We start from the raw sequence: 16,209 nt of genomic DNA on the forward strand, positions 1-16,209 counted from the left end.
TTTTCCGGCAACGTGAGCGAACACGCAATTTATGACGCCAACCGGCCGTCGGCCCGACTCCAAGTCTGGAGCCCCGATAAGAGACGAACGTACAGGAGCAAAGTTCATGCCTTTCTGGCTGATGAAATCCGAACCCGATGAACTTTCCATCCACGACCTCAAGCGTCTGGGCAAGGCGCGCTGGGACGGCGTGCGCAACTACCAGGCGCGCAACTTCATGCGCGCCATGCGCCCGGGCGAACTGTTCTTCTTCTATCACTCGAGCTGCCCGGAACCGGGCATCGCCGGCATCGCGCGCATCGCCAGCGAGGTCTATCCGGACCCCACCGCGCTGGATCCGCAGAGCCACTACCACGACCCCAAGGCCAGCCCGGAGAAGAACCCCTGGAGTGCCCTGGACGTGGAGTTCGTCGAGGCGTTTGCGCAGGTCATCCCCCTTGGCGAGCTTCGCCAGCAGACGGTGTTGTCCGGCATGCCGCTGGTGCAGAAAGGCAGCCGCCTGTCGGTCATGCCGGTAACCGAAGAAGAATGGGGCGGGGTGCTCGCCCTGCGTTGAGTAAGGCATGGCCTTGTGCTATGACGGAGAGGAATCCCCCGGGGCGCCCCCATGTCGCATGCTCATCCCGCCTGGCTGGTCCGAACGACACTCGTGCTGCTCTTCCTGGCGCTGTGCGGCACCAGCCTGCTGCTCTGGAAACAGATGGAAAATGCCCAACAGGAGCGCATTCGCGACCGCGTCGGCTACCAGGCCCGCGCACTAGCTGCCGAACTGAAAAACAACCTGGTGGACGAAGTCGAGGGCCTGCGCCGCATGGCCCTGCTGTGGAACCATCGGGACCGGACTCCCCATGACGAATGGACCCTGGAAGCCAACTTCGCCCTGGAACACTTCCCCGGCTACCAGTCCATCCAGTGGATGGGCGCCGACCTGCGCATGCGCTGGGTGCTGCCGGAGAAGGGCAACGAGGCGGCGATCGGCTTCCGCCTGACCCGCAACCATCCCAACTTCAACCTCGCCATGCAGGCCAAGGCCAGTGGCGAGGCACAACTGTCCAACAGTTTCCTCCTGGTCCAGGGCGGTCGCGGTTTCGTGCTCTACACCCCGCTCTACATCAAGGATGAACATAGCGACCACAGCTTCGACGGTTTCCTCCAGGGCGTTTTCCGCGTCGAATCACTGATGGACGCGCTGCTGGCCAGCCTCGACAACCGCGACTTCAGCGTGCAGCTGCTGGAATCCGGCCAATCCATCTACCAGCAGGAACAACCGGAAAGCCTGACATCGCTCAGCCAGCGCGTACCGCTGCACCTGCTCAACAACAGCAACTTCGCCCTGCAGCTCTCCCCCACCCGCAAACTGGTGGAGCAGCTCAGCTCGCCCCTGCCCCAGGTGGTGCTCGGCGCCGGCCTGCTCACCAGCCTGCTGCTGGTCGCCGCCTTCGCCCTGGCGCTGGAGAACGCTCACCGCGCCAGCGCCCTGCAGGAGGGTTACCGGCGCCTGAATGATGAGATCAGGCAGCGCGAGCATGCCGAGCGGGACCTGAACGAAAGCCGCGAGCGCCTGCAACTGGTCCTCGACCTGACCGACTTCAGCCAGGATGGACTGTTCATCTTCGACCTCGCCAACCGCGAGATCCTGCACATGAACCGGGCCACCCACGCCAGCCTCGGCTACAGCGCCGAAGCCTTCCGCCGCCTGCTCAAGGAGGACCCGGAGCAACTGCTGCCCGGCTTCCACACCTGGCTGGAACTGGTGCACCAGGCCCGTCGGAACGGCAACTCGGGCATTTTCCAGCGCGAAATGCGCCGCGCCGACGACAGCCTCCAGGCAGCGGAGATCAGCGCCCAGCTGGTGCGCCTGAACGGCCGCGACTACCTGATCGGTGTCTCCCGCGACAATCGCGAACGCCTGGAACTGGAAGCGCGCCTGCAGCGGCTGTCGCAACAGGATGGCCTGACCGGCCTGTACAACCGCCGCTACTTCGACCGCCAGCTGAACGGCGAATGGCGCCGCCTGCGCCGCCTCGGCGCGCCGCTGGCACTGCTGATGCTGGATGTGGATCACTTCAAGGCATTCAACGACCGGTTCGGCCACCAGGCCGGTGACGATGCCCTGAGACGGGTCGCCCAGGCCCTGCAGCAAAGCCTGCAACGCGAAGGCGACGTGGCTTGCCGCTACGGCGGCGAGGAGTTCGCCGTCATCCTCGCCAACACCACCGAAGACGGCGCGCGGCATGTGGCGGACAGGGTGATGGCGCAGGTGGCGGAGCTGAACATCGAGCATCCGGCCAGCCCGGAGGGGCGGCTGACCCTGAGCATCGGCATCGCCATCTCCGACCCGGCCCGCGAGGACCAGCCCGACAGCCTGGTATCACGCAGCGACGCCGCGCTCTACCGGGCCAAACGCGAAGGGCGCAATCGCACCTGCCTGTGGGAGAAGGCTCAGGGCTGAATGATCAGGTTGTTGAACAGCAGGTCGTCCACCAGGGGAGCGTCTTCCTCGCTGTGCAGAACCTGCTGCACCTGCTTGAGCGCTTCCTGGCGCAGTTTCTCCTTGGACTCTGACGAGTTCAGGGTCTCGTCGCTCTGCTGGGAAAACAGCATCACCAGCTGATTGCGGATCAGCGGCTCGTGGCGCGTGACCTTTTCCTTCGCCTCGGGGCCGGTGACCCGCAGCGAAATATCGGCCTTGTAGTACTTCAGGCGCGGGCCCGGCCCGTAGTTGCCCACCAGGGACGGCACCAGGTCGATGTAGGCGACCTTGGGCGCCTCGCCTTCCCTGGCCGCCTCCTCGGCCAGCGCCAGCAAGGGGAAGGTCAGGGCCAGCAGCATTGCAGTCAGTCTTTTCACCGGGATCATCCTCAGCACGAATGGCGCCTAGCATAGCCACAGGCGCAGCCGCCCCCAAGACCTCCGTTTATGCAGCCCCATCAGGAGCAGCCATGCTGATTGACCCCCGGAACGCCCCACCTACACTGCAAGGCCACATGCCCGGGGCCAGCGCCCCAAGCCAAGGAACTCCGCGATGAAAGCCATCCTGTGCAAAGCCTTCGGTCCCGCCGACACCCTGGTGCTGGAGGAAATCGCCAGCCCTGAACCCAAGAAGAATGAAATCCTGATCGATGTGCACGCCGCCGCGGTCAACTTTCCCGACACCCTGATCATCGAAGGCAAGTACCAGTTCAAGCCGCCCTTCCCCTTCTCCCCGGGCGGCGAGGCGGCGGGCGTCGTGGCCGCCGTGGGTGAGAAGGTCAGCCACCTCAAGCCCGGCGACCGGGTGATGGCGCTGACCGGCTGGGGCAGCTTCGCCGAACAGGTGGCGGCGCCGTCGTGCAACGTGATGCCGATTCCCAAGGGCATCGACTTCATCTCCGCCGCCGCTTTCGGCATGACCTACGGCACTTCGATGCACGCCCTCAAGCAGCGCGCCAAGCTGCAGCCCGGTGAAACCCTGCTGGTACTCGGCGCATCCGGTGGCGTCGGCCTGGCGGCAGTGGAAATCGGCAAGGCCATGGGCGCCCGGGTGATCGCCGCCGCCAGCAGCGCGGAGAAGCTGGAAGTGGCCAGGGCTGCTGGTGCCGATGCGCTGATCAACTACAGCGAGGAAAGCCTCAAGGATCGCGTCAAGGAACTCACCGGCGGCCAAGGCGCCGACGTGATCTACGACCCGGTGGGCGGCGATCTGTTCGATGCTGCCGTGCGCTCGATCAACTGGAATGGCCGCCTGCTGGTGGTGGGCTTCGCCAGCGGCCGCATCCCCGAGCTACCGGCGAACCTCGCGCTGCTCAAGGGAGCTTCGGTGGTCGGCGTATTCTGGGGCTCCTTCGCCCAGCGCCAGCCCCAGGACAACCTGGCCAACTTCCAGCAACTGTTCGCCTGGTACGCCGAAGGCAAGCTCAAGCCTCTGGTGTCCCAGACCTTCCCGCTGGAACGCGCCGCCGACGCCATCAACGCCCTGGCCACGCGCCAGTCGGTGGGCAAGGTGGTGGTGGAGGTTCGCTGATTACCGGCGCGCAGGAGGGGCTTCGCTCCGCTCTACCCATCCTGCGCGCATTGTTCACATGAAGCCTGTGATCAGGAATACAGCGCCTTGAACTGCTCCCGCAGCACGTTCTTCTGCACCTTGCCCATCACATTGCGTGGCAGCGCATCGACCACCAGCACGCGCTTGGGCTGCTTGAATCGCGCCAGCTTGCCGTCCAGCGCGGCGAGCACCTGCGCCTCGCTCGGCGCCTGGCCCTTGCTGGCCACCAGCACGGCGGTCACGCCTTCGCCGAAGTCCGGGTGAGGCACGCCGATCACCGCCGATTCGACCACGCCCGGCAGGGTGTCGAGGATTTCCTCAAGTTCCTTGGGATACACGTTAAAGCCGCCGCTGATGATCATGTCCTTGTTGCGACCGACGATCTGCACGTAGCCACGGTCGTCGACGAATCCGATGTCGCCAGTCATGAAGTAGCCGTCCGCGCGCAGTTCCTCGGCGGTCTTCTCCGGCATCCGCCAGTAGCCCTGGAACACGTTCGGCCCGCGCACTTCGATCATCCCCGGCTCGCCCTGGGGCAGCAGCGTCGGTTCCGCCTTGCCCGGATCGGTGATGCGCAGCTCGACGCCCGGCAGCGGGAAGCCCACGGTGCCGGCGATACGCTCGCCGTCCAGCGGGTTGGAGGTGTTCATGCCGGTCTCGGTCATCCCGTAGCGTTCCAGGATCGCCATGCCGGTGCGCTCGAAGAACGCCTTGTGGGTCTCGGCGGTGAGCGGCGCGGAACCGGAGATGAACAGGCGCATGTGCGCCACCGCTTCGCGGGTCAGGCCGGGTTGGTCGAGCAGGCGGGTGTAAAAGGTCGGCACGCCCATCAGCAGGTTCACCCGGGGCAGCAGGCGGAGAATATCGACGGCGTCGAACTTGGCGAGGAAAAGCATCGATCCGCCAGCCATCAGCAGGCTGTTGATAGCCACGAACAGGCCATGGATGTGGAAGATCGGCAGCGCGTGCAGCAGCCAGTCCGCGCTGGTGATCTGCCAGGCATCCACCAGCGCACGGGCGTTGGAGACCAGGTTGCCATGGCTGATCATCGCGCCCTTGGAACGCCCCGTGGTGCCGGAGGTGTAGAGGATCGCAGCGAGGTCGCTGGAGGTGCGCGGCACGTCGACGAAGCGCCCCGGCTTGCCCTGCACCCGCTCCATCAGCGAGCCGTCGCCGGCGTTGCCCAGGGTCTCCACATGGGCCACGCCGCTGACTTTCGCCAGCTCGCGGGCCTGGGCCTCGAAGGCCGGAGCACAGACGAGCAACGAGGGCTCGGCGTCGTCGAGGAAGTAGCGCAGCTCGTCGCCGGTGTAGCCGCTGTTGAGCGGCAGGTAGACCGCGCCAACGCGCAGCACGGCGAGGTAGAGCATCACCGTCTCGGGGCTCTTGTCGACCTGCACGGCGACGCGGTCGCCCGGCTGCACGCCGAGTTCCACCAGCGCGTGGGCGAACTGCGAGGTACTGCGCAGCATGTCGGCGTAGCTGTAGCCGCCGCCCTCGGGCGTGCGGATGAAGGGTTTGGACAGGTCGCTGGGCAGGTGCTTGCCGACTTCGGCGAAAAGGCTCTGGTTCATGGTGAGGTCCTAGCGTTTTGTTTTCGCCGACAGGGTGGCCAGCTTGCGCACCTCGGGTGAGGCCGCGACCGCGCCCTGGTTGGCGTAGGCTTCGTGATTCTTTTCGATCTGGCGCAGTTCGTAGCGGTAATTGACCATCAGCCCGGCGGCCTGGCGCAGACCGCTGGCGGAGAGGTCGCCGCACCAGTTCAGGCGTTCCAGGCGGGCGCCGTTACCCAGGTGGAAGCGCGCCACCGGGTCCAGCGGCAGTCCGGCGCCATTCTTGGCGTGGAGGAAGTATTCGGCGGCCAGCGCCAGCATCGGTTGCTCGGTGCGCGGCGGCGGCGGTGCATCGGGCTTGAGCGCCTTGAGCAGGGCGGCGGCGGCCGCGCCCAGTTGCGGATTGTCAACCAGGCTGTCGAGCCAGCGGCGGAAGCCAGGCACCGGCGACAGGGTGACGAACTGGCGCAGGCCGGGAATCTCACGCGCCAACTCCTCCACCACCTGCTTGATCAAGAAGTTGCCGAAGGAGATGCCGCGCAGGCCGTCCTGGCAGTTGCTGATGGAATAGAACACCGCGGTATCCGGCTCCTCCGTTGGCGGCAGCGCCGGTCTGGTTTCCAGAATCTGAGCAATGGCGCCCGGCATGACACGGGTCAGCGCCACCTCGACGAAGATCAGCGGCTCGTCCGCCAGGGCCGGGTGGAAGAAGGCGAAGCAGCGGCGGTCGGCCGGCTGCAGGCGGTTACGCAAGTCGTCCCAGTCCTTGATGGCGTGGACGGCCTCGTACTTGATGATCTTTTCCAGGATCGACGCAGGCGTCGACCAGTCGATCCGCCGCAGCACCAGGAAGCCGCGATTGAACCAGGAGGCCAGCAGGTGCTGCAGGTCGTGGTCCACCGCCGCCAGCTCGGGCCGCCCCTTGAGCTCCTGCAGCAACAGGCGGCGCATGGCGATCAGTTCGGCGGTGCCGCCGGGCGCCTGGTTGAGGCGGCGGAACAGCTCCTGGCGCGGCGGCTCGCTGGCCTGGAACAGCACCATGGAATTGGCCGACGACGGGTCGTCGAGGTAACGCTGGCAGGCGTCGACCAGCGCATCGTGAGGCGGCGCGAAGTCCTTCAGCAGGATGTCGAAGAAGGCCTTCTGCTGCGCCTCCGGACAGTCGCGGTAGGCGCACAGCACCTGCCGCGCCAGCGCTACGCCAGACGCCTCGCCGTGGCTGGAGATCAGCTTGTGGCAAGACTGCGCCAACGCCTGCGCATTGCCCGGCGGCGGCTCGCGCGACTCCAGCAGTTGCCGGCCACGCTCGGTGATGCTCTGCAGCAGATCCTGGAAGAAGCTGGCGTTCATGCGTCCCCCTTTCCGGCGGTGGTTCAGTCGCGCGCGAGCAGCGGCGGCGGGCAACGCTGGTACCAGCGCGAAGCCTGTTCATAGGCATGCGCCAATTGCAGCACGGCGAGGTCGGCCTGGTGCCGGCCGATGATCTGCAGGCCCATGGGCAGCCCTTGTTCATTGAAGCCGACCGGCACGTTGGCCGCCGGGCAACCGGACAAGGTGGCCGGGATCACCACCTCCATCCAGCGATGGTAGGTGTCCATGGATTTTCCGGCGATTTCCCTCGGCCAGTCCCAGGTCTTGTCGAACGGGAACAGCTGCGCACTGGGCAGCAGCAGGTAATCGTAGCGCTCGAACAGTTTGCTGATGGCGCGATACCAGTCGCTGCGCGCGGCGGAGGCGCGGAACACATCCAGCGCAGAGAGCTTCAGGCCGTTTTCCACTTCCCAGATGGCCTCGGGCTTGAGCAGCTCGCGTTTGGCCGGATCGGCGTAGGCCGCGCCCAGGGAACCGGCGACCATCCAGTGACGCAGAGTGCGCCAGGCATCCCACAAGCGCTCGGCGGAATAACCCAGGGCGGTGTCCTCGACCTGGCAGCCGATGGCTTCGAAGTCGACGAAGGATTTACGGCACAGCTCCAGCACGCCCTTTTCCATAGGCAGGTAGCCGTCCAGGTCGCCCAGCCAGCCCAGACGTGCGCCCTTGAAGTCACGCTCCAGCGAGCCTGAGAACTGCTCGCCACTCTCGGCGATGGACAACGGCGCGCGCGCATCGCCACCGGCCTGTACCGACAACAGCAGCGCCACGTCGCGCACGCTGCGCCCCATGGGGCCTTCGTAGCCGAGCTGATCGATGAACAGGTCGGCGCTGTCGTCGAAGGGCACGCGTCCCTGGGACGGACGGAAACCGATGATGTTGTTGAAGGCCGCCGGGTTGCGCAGCGAGCCCATCATGTCGCTGCCGTCGGCCACCGGCACCATCTGCAGCGCCAGGGCCGCCGCCGCACCGCCGCTGCTGCCGCCGGCTGAGCGCTCCGGCGCGTAGGCGCAGCCGGTGACGCCGAAGATCGGGTTGTAGCTGTGGGAACCGAGGCCGAACTCCGGGGTATTGGTCTTGCCGATGATGATCGCGCCGGCTGCCTTGATGCGCTCGACCATGATGCCGTCGCGCTCGGGCACATAGTCGCGGTACAGCGGCGAGCCGAGGGTGGTGCGGATGCCGCGGGTCAGCGACAGGTCCTTCACCGCATGGGGCAGGCCGTGCATCCAGCCCCGGTACTCGCCACGGGCCAGTTCGGCGTCGCGCAGGTCCGCTTCGGCCAGCAGGACTTCCGCAGGCTGCAGGCTGACGATGGCGTTGACCACCGGGTTGTACCTTTCGATCTGCGCAAGATGGGCTTGCATGACTTCGCGGCAGGAAACCTGTCGCAGGCGGATGCGCTCGGCCAGTTCATGGGCCTGGAGCTGGACGAGTTCGCTGTTGTGCTTGTACTGGCTCATGGAGCGCGACCTTCTTTCATCGGAAGCTTCCGGCAGGTTGGAAGCGTATGTCGGGTTCAGCACCCGCCCCCGCAGGCGGGGCTTGTTGCGTTCTTCAGGCCGAGCGATGCCGCTGCGCCGAGACGGCGCAGGCACGCATCGTTTGCCGTGGTTGGTCCCGTGAGGGAATCAGCGCATCAGATTGGTCCAGATCCGGTCGGCCAGGCGGATCGCGCCTTCGCCGCAGGTCTTGCTGAACACCACCTTGGTACCCTCGGGGATGTGCAGCTCGGGCGCTTCCTTGAGGCTGGCGTCGAGGAAGGGCTCCACGCCCTTGATCGGGCTCTGGTGCTTGAGGAAGTTCTGGGTCATCGCCGCGTTTTCCGGCCGGCTGAGGAAGGCGATGAAGGTCTTCGCGTTCTCCGGGTTCTTCGCTCCGGCCGGGATTACCAGGTTGTCCACCCAGGCCATCACGCCCTCTTTCGGGTAGAGGTACTTCAAGCTCGGCTTCATCTCACGAGCGCGCATCGACGAGCCGCCCCAGAACATCGACATGTCGACTTCGCCCGAGGCCAGGTTCTCGCGGATCGATCCGGCCTTGGAGCTGTAGGTCTTCACGAAGGCCTTCTGGTCCTTCAGCAGGGTCAGCACCTGCTGCATCTGCTTGGGATCCTCGCTGCACAGCGGGATGCCCAGATAGAGACTGGCGGTGTCGATCACTTCGCTGGAGGAGTCGAACATGTTGATCCTGCCCTGCAGCTCCTTCGGCGGAGTGAACAGCACCGAGTAGCTGTCAACCGGACCGCTGTAGCGGGCGCCATCCAGCACCACGCTGGTGGTGCCCCAGATGAAGGGCACCGAATAGGCGCCTTCCGGGTCCCAGGTGGGCTTCTTCAGGTTGTCTTCGAGGTTGGCGTAGTACGGCTGGCTGACCGGGTCGAAACGCTCCAGCAACCTCTCCTGCACCAGGATCGGCACGAACTGGTGTGACGGGATCGCCACGTCGTAGCCGGTGCCGCCCTGCTTCAGCTTGGCCAGCAGGGTCTCGTTGGAGTCGTAGGAATCCACCGTGACACTGATGCCGGTTTCCTTCTGGAACTTCTCCAGGATCTGCGGCGAGAAGTAGCCACTCCAGCTCACCACGTTCAGTTGTTCGGCGGCCTGTGCACCAGCGACCAGGCCAAGCAGGAGCGCGGCCCCTACAGCAGCGTTCAGTTTGCTCATGTTCAACTCCAGGAATGCGCTCAGGTCTTTTTCTTGCCGAGCAGGTAGGACAGGGTTACGAACAGCACGGAAACACCGAGGATCAGGGTCGATACCGCGTTCACGTCGGGCGTCACGCCCATCCGCAGCAGGCCAAAGATGAAGATCGGCAGGGTGGTGGTGCCGGCCTGGGAGACCATCATCGAGATCACGAAGTTATCCAGCGAGACGATGAAGGCGAGCATCAGCCCGGAGACGATCCCCGGCGTCAGCAGCGGCAGGGTGACCTTGCGGAAGGTCCGCCAGGGACCGGCGTAGAGGTCGGCGGCGGCCTGTTCCAGGGACAGGTCCATATCATTCAGCCGGGCCCGGATCGGCAGGTAGGCGAACGGGATGCAGAACACCGTGTGGGCGATGATCAGGTTACCGTAACCCAGCGACAGGCCGAGGGTGGAAAACAGCGCCAAGGTGGCGACGCCGACCACGATCTCCGGCAGCACCAGCGGTAGCATGATCGCCCCCATGGACAGGCGCAGGCCCTTGAACCTGGCACCGCGCGAGGTGCCCAGGGCAGCCAGGGTGGCGATCGCGGTGGCGATCACACTGGCGCACACGGCGATCAGCAGGCTGTTGCCGGCGGCCTGGCGCAACGCCTGGTTGGCGAAAGCGGCGCGGTACCAGTCGAGGCTGAAGCCGGTCCACAGGGTGGCGGACTGATTGGCGTTGAACGACAGCACCACCAGCACCACGATGGGCGCGTAGAGGTACAGGTAGAACAGGAAGCTCAGCCCGCCGAAGCCGGGGAAATCCTGTACGCCGAGACGGCGTTTGGTCAGCAGCGACCGCATCATTCACCTCCCTGGGCGATGCGCAGCCGCTCGGCGCGCATCGCGTAGAACATCAGCAGCAGCATCACGGCGGCCATCAGCACCAGCGACAGGGCGGCGCCGAAGGGCCAGTTCCGCGCATCGCTGAACTGCCGGAAGATCAGGTTGCCGAGCATCATTTTGGTGCCGCCGCCGAGCAGCTCGGGAGCGATCATCGCGCCCAGGCAAGGCACGAAGGTGAGGATGGCGCCGGCGAGGATGCCCGGCCGGGCGATCGGCAGGACCACCTTGCGCAGGGTGCGCAGGCGCCCGGCGTAGAGGTCCTGGGCGGCTTCGAGCAGGCGCATGTCCATCTTCTCCAGGGTTGCGTAGATTGGCAGCACCACGAAGGGCGCGTAGGTGTAAACCAGGCCCAGCAGCACGGCGCCGTCGGTATACAACAGGTTCAATGGCTGGTGGATGACGCCCAGGCTCATCAAGGTACCGTTGACCACGCCGGAACCACGCAGCAGCAGGATCCACGCATAAGTGCGGATCAGCAGGTTGGCCCAGAACGGCACGGTGATCAGGAAGATCAGCAGGCCCCGTCGGTGCGCCGGCTGCATCGCCAGCCACACCGCCACCGGAAAGCCCACCAGCAGGGTGATCGCTGTGGTTGCGACGGCGATGCCGATAGAGCGCAGTGCGATCACCAGGTAGGAGTCGGCGAAGGCCAGGCTGTCGTCCAACTGGCGCTCGAACAGCAACGACACGTAGGCATCGATGCTGAACTGCGGGTTCACCCCACCGTAGGGGTTGGCCTGCATCAGCGAATAGGCGATCACGATGAAGATCGGCACGATCAGGAACAGCCCGATCGACACCAGGGCCGGCGACACACCGAGGAAACTCCTCAGCGCCCTGCGCCGCTCAAGCAAGCCGGGTGCGGTTGTGGATAACTGACTCATGCTCACCCCCGCTCAGTCCAGCAGGACGCTGGCGCTGCCCTTCTCGAACAGCAGCCCGGCGCGCTGCCCTGCCACCAGGCGCTGTTGGGCGCGCGCACGGTCAACTTGCTGCCGTCGCTCAGCGTCACCTGGTACTGCAGGTCGGTGCCCAGGTAGATCTGCGCGGCGACGCTGCAGGGCGTGGCGGCCGGCGTGTCTTCGCTCACCAGTTGCAGGCGCTCCGGACGGATCGACAGGGTCACCTCGCTGCCGGCCTTCAGGCCTTCGCAGATACCGGCGTCGATCAACTGGCCGCCGGGGATGCGGAATTGCGCCTGCTCGCCGGCAATGCTCTCGACGCGGCCAGGAAGGAAGTTGGTCTCGCCGATGAAGTCGGCGACGAAGCGGTTGCGCGGATGCTCGTAGATCTCATCCGGGCGACCAACCTGCTGCACCTCGCCCTCGGAGAGCACGGCGATGCGGTCGGACATGGTCAGGGCTTCTTCCTGGTCGTGGGTAACGAAGATGAAGGTGATGCCGGTCTTGGACTGGATCGCCTTCAGCTCCTCGCGCATCGCCTGGCGCAGCTTGAGGTCAAGCGCGGAAAGCGGCTCGTCGAGCAGCAGCACCTTGGGATGCGGCGCCAGGGCGCGCGCCAGGGCGACGCGCTGCTGCTGGCCACCGGACAACTGAGTCGGCTTGCGCTGGGCGAAGCGCTCCATCTGCACCAGGGCGAGCATCTCGCGAACGCGCCCAGCGATCTCCGCCTTGCCCATTCGCCTGCCCATCGGATGGGATTCCAGGCCGAAGGCCAGGTTCTCGGCGATGGTCATGTGCGGGAACAGCGCATAGTGCTGGAACACGGTATTCACCGGCCGCTCGAAGGGCGGACGGTCGGCGATGTTCTCGCCGTACAGGCGGATTTCCCCGCTGGTGGGGAACTCGAAGCCGGCGATCATGCGCAGGAGGGTGGTCTTGCCGCAGCCGGACGGGCCGAGCAGGGTGAAAAATTCGTTGTCGCGGATGTCCAGGTCGACGCATTTCAGCGCCACAGGGCCGCTGGCCGGATCGCCGTAGACCTTGCGCACGGAGCGGATCGATACCGCTGCCGTTCGTAGGCTCTGCAGGGCACTCATGTGAAACCTCCGGTTCCTTCCCCACTGGCGAGCGGGGTCTTGTAGTTGTTCTGGCAGGGCTGGAGTAAACGCCGTATGCAGCGTTGGCCGTGGGTTCGGCCCGATATTGTGGTGATGCTGCTGGAGCGGATATTCGAAGAAAGGCGGTTGAGCGAAAAGCTCAATTTTCTTACAGTCGATATTAAATAATTTAACAGCTAGAAATTGATACCCCGAGACTGACTCCATGTCCATCAAGCGTCTTCCGCCGCTCAATGCCGTCCGCGCCTTCGAGGCCGCCGCCCGGCTGGGCAGCTATGTCGCCGCGTCGAAAGCCCTGCATGTGACGCAGCCGGCCATCGGCCGCCATGTGAAGCTGCTGGAAGACTGGCTAGGCGTCCAGTTATTCGAACGTACCCCGCGCGGGGTGAGCCTGACGCCGGCCGGGCAACGCTACTACGCGAAGATATCCACAGCCCTGCAGCAGATCGCCGACGCCGGCCACGAGCTCGCTCCCGGTGGCGCGGCGCGCTGGCTGAAGATCATGGTGGTACCGGCCTTCGCCAAGCGCTGGCTAATGCCGCGCCTGGAGTCCCTGCGCCAGCAGCGGCCGGGGATGAAGGTCGCAGTCGAACCCAACCCGACTTTTACCGAGGTGGACGGCAAGAGCGCCGACCTGGGCATCGTCTACGGATTGCCCGGGCAGTATCCGCAATGCCACAGCACACTGATCCGGCCAACCGTATTCCCGGTGTGCGCCCCGTCCTACCTGGACGAGCACGGCCCGCTGAACAGCGTCAGCGAGCTGGCGCGACACAAGCTGATCCACGTGGACGACGGCGAATGGTGGAACCTCTGGCTATCCACCATCGGCCTTTCGCTGCGGGTGAGTTCGGACGTGCTCTACGTCAGCAATGACCACGCGCTGTCGATGGCCGAATCAGGCTACGGTATCGCCCTGGCCAACGCGGTGCTGGTAAAGCACCAGCTGGCCGCCGGCACCCTGGTGCGCCCACTGGAGGAAGAGGTGCAGCTGGAAAGCTACCAGCTGCTGCTGCCCCCGGGGCCGGTGAGCGCCGACGTGGAATGGTTCGAAGGCTGGATTCGCACGGCGCTGCAGGAAGAATTCGAGGAGCCGGTGCGTTCGGCCGGATGAACAGGCCAAGCGCACCAACGACATCAGGCAGATGAATCAGCTACGCGGCGCGTAGGCGAACACGTCCGCGCGCATCTGGTGGGCATCCATTCCCGCCGCCACCAGGGCGTCGAGGGTGGCGTACACCATCGCCGGCGAACCGCTGGCGTAGACGCGCAGGGACTTGAGGTCCGGGAAGTCTTCGCACACGGCCTCGTGCAGCAGGCCGCGGCGCCCTTTCCAGTCACCCTGTTCGCTGACCACCTGATGCAGGATGAGGTTGTCCAGGCGCTTCCAGTCCTGCCAGTGGGCCAACTCGTAGAAGTCCTCGGCCTGGCGCACGCCCCAGTACAGGTGCACCGGGTGCTTGAAGCCCGCCGCACGGCAGTGCTCGATCAGGCTGTGCATCTGTCCCATGCCGGTACCGGCGGCGATCAGTACCAGCGGGCCGTCCGGCAACTCCGCCAGATGGGTATCGCCGAAGGGCATCTTCACCCTGGCGATGCCGGTGTGCTGGAGTTGCGCGAGCAGCGCCCTGGCGCTGTTTTCACGACCGAGGATATGCAGTTCGATGTCCCGCCCGGCGCTCGGCGCCGAGGCCATGGAGAAGGCAGAGGACTCGCCATCGTCGCGCTCGATCAGCAGGTACTGCCCGGCGTGGTAGCGCGGCGGCTTGCCGGCCGGTGCGCGCAGGCGCACGCGCCAGACGTCGCCACCCACTTCCACGCATTCGCTGACCTGGCAGCTCAGGCTGCGCACCGGCAGTTCACCCGGCGCCAGCACACCGTCCCAGTGCAGCACGCAGTCTTCCAGGGGTTCGGCCAGGCAGGTGAACAGCTCACCCTGGTCCAGCTCGGCACCGTTCTGGCGTACTCGCCCTTCCACCAGCAGGGCGGCGCAGATATGGCAGTTGCCATTGCGGCAGCTCTGCGGGCACTCGTAGCCCAGGCGCCGCGCACCGTCGAGGATAGCTTCCCCGGGCCGCAGTTCGAGCTGGGCGCCGGAGGGTTGCAAGGTCACTTTCAAGCGTTGTTCTCGTTCTTCCGATTTTTTAGAAGCTCGCTCCTACAAGGTTACCTGCGCATCAGTCGATGCCCAGGCTCGCCCAGATTTCGTCGACGCGGCGGGTCACCGCCGGGTCCTTCTCGATCACCCGGCCCCATTCGCGGTTGGTCTCGCCCGGCCACTTGTGGGTGGCGTCCAGGCCCATCTTCGAACCGAGGCCGGAAATGGGCGAGGCGAAGTCCAGGTAGTCGATCGGCGTGTTGTCGATCATCACTGTGTCGCGCTTGGGGTCCATGCGTGTGGTGATGGCCCAGATCACGTCGTTCCAGTCCCGCGCATTGACGTCGTCGTCGGTGACTATGACGAACTTGGTGTACATGAACTGTCGCAGGAACGACCAGACCCCCAGCATTACGCGCTTGGCGTGGCCCGGGTACTGCTTCTTCATGGTCACCACCGCCATCCGGTAGGAGCAGCCCTCCGGCGGCAGGTAGAAGTCGACGATCTCGGGGAACTGCTTCTGCAGTATGGGCACGAAGACTTCGTTCAGCGCCACGCCGAGGATGGCCGGCTCATCCGGCGGCCGGCCGGTATAGGTGCTGTGGTAGATGGGCTTTTGCCGGCGGGTGATGCGCTCCACGGTGAATACCGGGAAGCGGTCCACCTCGTTGTAATAGCCGGTGTGGTCGCCGTAGGGACCTTCGTCGGCCATCTCGCCGGGGTGGATCACTCCTTCGAGGACGATTTCGGCACTGGCCGGCACCTGCAGGTCACTGCCGATGCACTTCACCAGTTCGGTGCGGTTATTGCGCAGCAGGCCGGCGAAGGCGTACTCGGACAGGGTGTCCGGAACCGGGGTCACGGCGCCGAGGATGGTCGCCGGATCGGCGCCCAGGGCCACCGCCACGGGAAAAGGCTCGCCCGGGTGCTTGGCGCACCATTCGCGGTAGTCCAGCGCGCCGCCCCGGTGGCTCAGCCAGCGCATGATGACCTTGTTGCGGCCAATCACCTGCTGGCGATAGATGCCGAGGTTCTGCCGCTCCTTGTTCGGGCCGCGGGTGACGGTCAGGCCCCAGGTGATCAGCGGGGCGACGTCGCCCGGCCAGCAGGTCTGCACCGGCAGCTTCGCCAGGTCGACGTCGTCGCCCTCCTCCACCACTTCCTGGCAGGGGGCATCCTTCAGCACCTTGGGTGCCATGGCGATGACCTTCTTGAAGATCGGCAGCTTGGACCAGGCGTCTTTCAGGCCCTTGGGCGGCTCGGGTTCCTTGAGGAAGGCCAGCAGCTTGCCGATCTCGCGCAGCTCGCCGACATCCTCGGCGCCCATGCCCAGGGCCACGCGGCCGGGGGTGCCGAAGAGGTTGCCGAGCACCGGGATATCGAAGCCGGTGGGCTTTTCGAACAGCAGCGCCGGCCCCTGCTTGCGCAGGGTGCGGTCGCAGATTTCGGTCATTTCCAGCACGGGCGAAACCGGTGCGGCGATGCGCTTGAGCTCGCCACGCTGTTCCAGGCCGCTGATGAATTCGCGCAGATCGCGATACTGCATGCTTGAGCCTCTCGGGGCGTGCAGGTCGGGGCGCAAAGTTTAGCGCCGAACTGGGGTATTCA

Annotated in this window: 13 protein-coding genes and 1 pseudogene; 4 read left to right on the forward strand and 10 right to left on the reverse strand. The window is 65.5% G+C overall.

Translation table 11 applies throughout. From position 1 onward, the window contains the following. The first annotated feature begins 106 nt into the window (after positions 1–106). Entirely contained in the window at positions 107–556 is a 450-nt protein-coding gene (locus ACFW0B_RS04990; RefSeq protein ID WP_449146850.1) for an EVE domain-containing protein, read from the forward strand. A 51-nt stretch (positions 557–607) separates the two neighbouring features. Further along, positions 608–2,452 carry a sensor domain-containing diguanylate cyclase gene (locus tag ACFW0B_RS04995; protein ID WP_449146851.1) on the forward strand — a complete coding sequence of 615 codons (1,845 nt, stop codon included), beginning with the start codon at positions 608–610 and terminating at the stop codon, positions 2,450–2,452. Here the strand turns inward: ACFW0B_RS04995 and ACFW0B_RS05000 are convergent. Next, a complete protein-coding gene (locus tag ACFW0B_RS05000; RefSeq protein ID WP_449147031.1) occupies positions 2,443–2,859 on the reverse strand; it encodes a flagellar basal body-associated FliL family protein in 417 nt (138 codons plus the stop codon). The two genes, ACFW0B_RS04995 and ACFW0B_RS05000, sit on opposite strands and share 10 nt — an antisense overlap. Positions 2,860–3,025: 166 nt before the next feature. Between ACFW0B_RS05000 and ACFW0B_RS05005 the strand changes: the two genes are divergently transcribed. After that, positions 3,026–4,003, forward strand: coding sequence for an NADPH:quinone oxidoreductase family protein (locus ACFW0B_RS05005; protein ID WP_449146852.1), 978 nt, complete (start codon positions 3,026–3,028; stop codon positions 4,001–4,003). Positions 4,004–4,074: 71 nt separating this feature from the next. Here ACFW0B_RS05005 and ACFW0B_RS05010 read toward each other — a convergent pair whose 3' ends face one another. The 7 genes and pseudogenes from ACFW0B_RS05010 to ACFW0B_RS05040 all read right to left on the reverse strand — a co-directional run bounded on the left by ACFW0B_RS05010 (position 4,075) and on the right by ACFW0B_RS05040 (position 12,482). After that, complete coding sequence (locus ACFW0B_RS05010; RefSeq protein WP_449146853.1) at positions 4,075–5,598, reverse strand: malonate--CoA ligase; 1,524 nt, start codon at positions 5,596–5,598, stop codon at positions 4,075–4,077. 9 nt (positions 5,599–5,607) lie between these two features. Continuing rightward, positions 5,608–6,927, reverse strand: a complete 1,320-nt coding sequence (locus tag ACFW0B_RS05015) for a malonyl-CoA decarboxylase (RefSeq protein WP_449146854.1) — start codon at positions 6,925–6,927, stop codon at positions 5,608–5,610. A 23-nt stretch (positions 6,928–6,950) separates the two neighbouring features. Next, positions 6,951–8,411, reverse strand: coding sequence for an amidase (locus tag ACFW0B_RS05020; protein ID WP_449146855.1), 1,461 nt, complete (start codon positions 8,409–8,411; stop codon positions 6,951–6,953). 168 nt (positions 8,412–8,579) lie between these two features. Next, positions 8,580–9,614, reverse strand: coding sequence for an ABC transporter substrate-binding protein (locus ACFW0B_RS05025; RefSeq protein ID WP_449146856.1), 1,035 nt, complete (start codon positions 9,612–9,614; stop codon positions 8,580–8,582). Positions 9,615–9,634: 20 nt separating this feature from the next. Then, positions 9,635–10,441, reverse strand: a complete 807-nt coding sequence (locus tag ACFW0B_RS05030; RefSeq protein WP_449147032.1) for an ABC transporter permease — start codon at positions 10,439–10,441, stop codon at positions 9,635–9,637. Further along, a complete protein-coding gene (locus tag ACFW0B_RS05035; protein ID WP_449146857.1) occupies positions 10,441–11,367 on the reverse strand; it encodes an ABC transporter permease in 927 nt (308 codons plus the stop codon). Before ACFW0B_RS05035 ends, ACFW0B_RS05030 begins: the two co-directional genes overlap by 1 nt. A gap of 12 nt (positions 11,368–11,379) precedes the next feature. Beyond that, positions 11,380–12,482 (reverse strand): annotated as a pseudogene (locus tag ACFW0B_RS05040) (ABC transporter ATP-binding protein). Positions 12,483–12,708: 226 nt separating this feature from the next. Here ACFW0B_RS05040 and ACFW0B_RS05045 point away from each other — a divergent pair. Next, positions 12,709–13,617: a LysR substrate-binding domain-containing protein gene (locus tag ACFW0B_RS05045; protein ID WP_449146858.1), complete on the forward strand. Its 909-nt coding sequence runs from the start codon at positions 12,709–12,711 to the stop codon at positions 13,615–13,617. Between the two features lie 36 nt (positions 13,618–13,653). On the opposite strand, the gene ACFW0B_RS05050 is transcribed toward ACFW0B_RS05045, so the two are convergent. After that, a complete protein-coding gene (locus ACFW0B_RS05050) occupies positions 13,654–14,622 on the reverse strand; it encodes a CDP-6-deoxy-delta-3,4-glucoseen reductase (RefSeq protein ID WP_449146859.1) in 969 nt (322 codons plus the stop codon). 58 nt (positions 14,623–14,680) lie between these two features. Continuing rightward, positions 14,681–16,147 (reverse strand): 4-hydroxy-3-polyprenylbenzoate decarboxylase, encoded by a 1,467-nt coding sequence (ubiD, locus tag ACFW0B_RS05055; protein WP_449146860.1) that lies wholly within the window; start codon positions 16,145–16,147, stop codon positions 14,681–14,683. Positions 16,148–16,209: the final 62 nt, after the last annotated feature.

Origin of the sequence: Metapseudomonas phytobenefica (assembly GCF_043392685.1) — a bacterium.
Taxonomy (GTDB): Bacteria; Pseudomonadota; Gammaproteobacteria; order Pseudomonadales; family Pseudomonadaceae; genus Metapseudomonas.

Coding starts and splice junctions, on each gene's coding strand:
- ACFW0B_RS05025 (WP_449146856.1), bottom strand. CDS start 9,614: ATGAGCAAACTGAACGCTGCTGTAGGGGCCGCGCTCCTGCTTGGCCTG.
- ACFW0B_RS05020 (WP_449146855.1), bottom strand. CDS start 8,411: ATGAGCCAGTACAAGCACAACAGCGAACTCGTCCAGCTCCAGGCCCAT.
- ACFW0B_RS05030 (WP_449147032.1), bottom strand. CDS start 10,441: ATGCGGTCGCTGCTGACCAAACGCCGTCTCGGCGTACAGGATTTCCCC.
- ACFW0B_RS05000 (WP_449147031.1), bottom strand. CDS start 2,859: ATGATCCCGGTGAAAAGACTGACTGCAATGCTGCTGGCCCTGACCTTC.
- ACFW0B_RS05010 (WP_449146853.1), bottom strand. CDS start 5,598: ATGAACCAGAGCCTTTTCGCCGAAGTCGGCAAGCACCTGCCCAGCGAC.
- ACFW0B_RS04990 (WP_449146850.1), top strand. CDS start 107: ATGCCTTTCTGGCTGATGAAATCCGAACCCGATGAACTTTCCATCCAC.
- ACFW0B_RS05045 (WP_449146858.1), top strand. CDS start 12,709: ATGTCCATCAAGCGTCTTCCGCCGCTCAATGCCGTCCGCGCCTTCGAG.
- ACFW0B_RS04995 (WP_449146851.1), top strand. CDS start 608: ATGTCGCATGCTCATCCCGCCTGGCTGGTCCGAACGACACTCGTGCTG.
- ubiD (WP_449146860.1), bottom strand. CDS start 16,147: ATGCAGTATCGCGATCTGCGCGAATTCATCAGCGGCCTGGAACAGCGT.
- ACFW0B_RS05015 (WP_449146854.1), bottom strand. CDS start 6,927: ATGAACGCCAGCTTCTTCCAGGATCTGCTGCAGAGCATCACCGAGCGT.
- ACFW0B_RS05035 (WP_449146857.1), bottom strand. CDS start 11,367: ATGAGTCAGTTATCCACAACCGCACCCGGCTTGCTTGAGCGGCGCAGG.
- ACFW0B_RS05005 (WP_449146852.1), top strand. CDS start 3,026: ATGAAAGCCATCCTGTGCAAAGCCTTCGGTCCCGCCGACACCCTGGTG.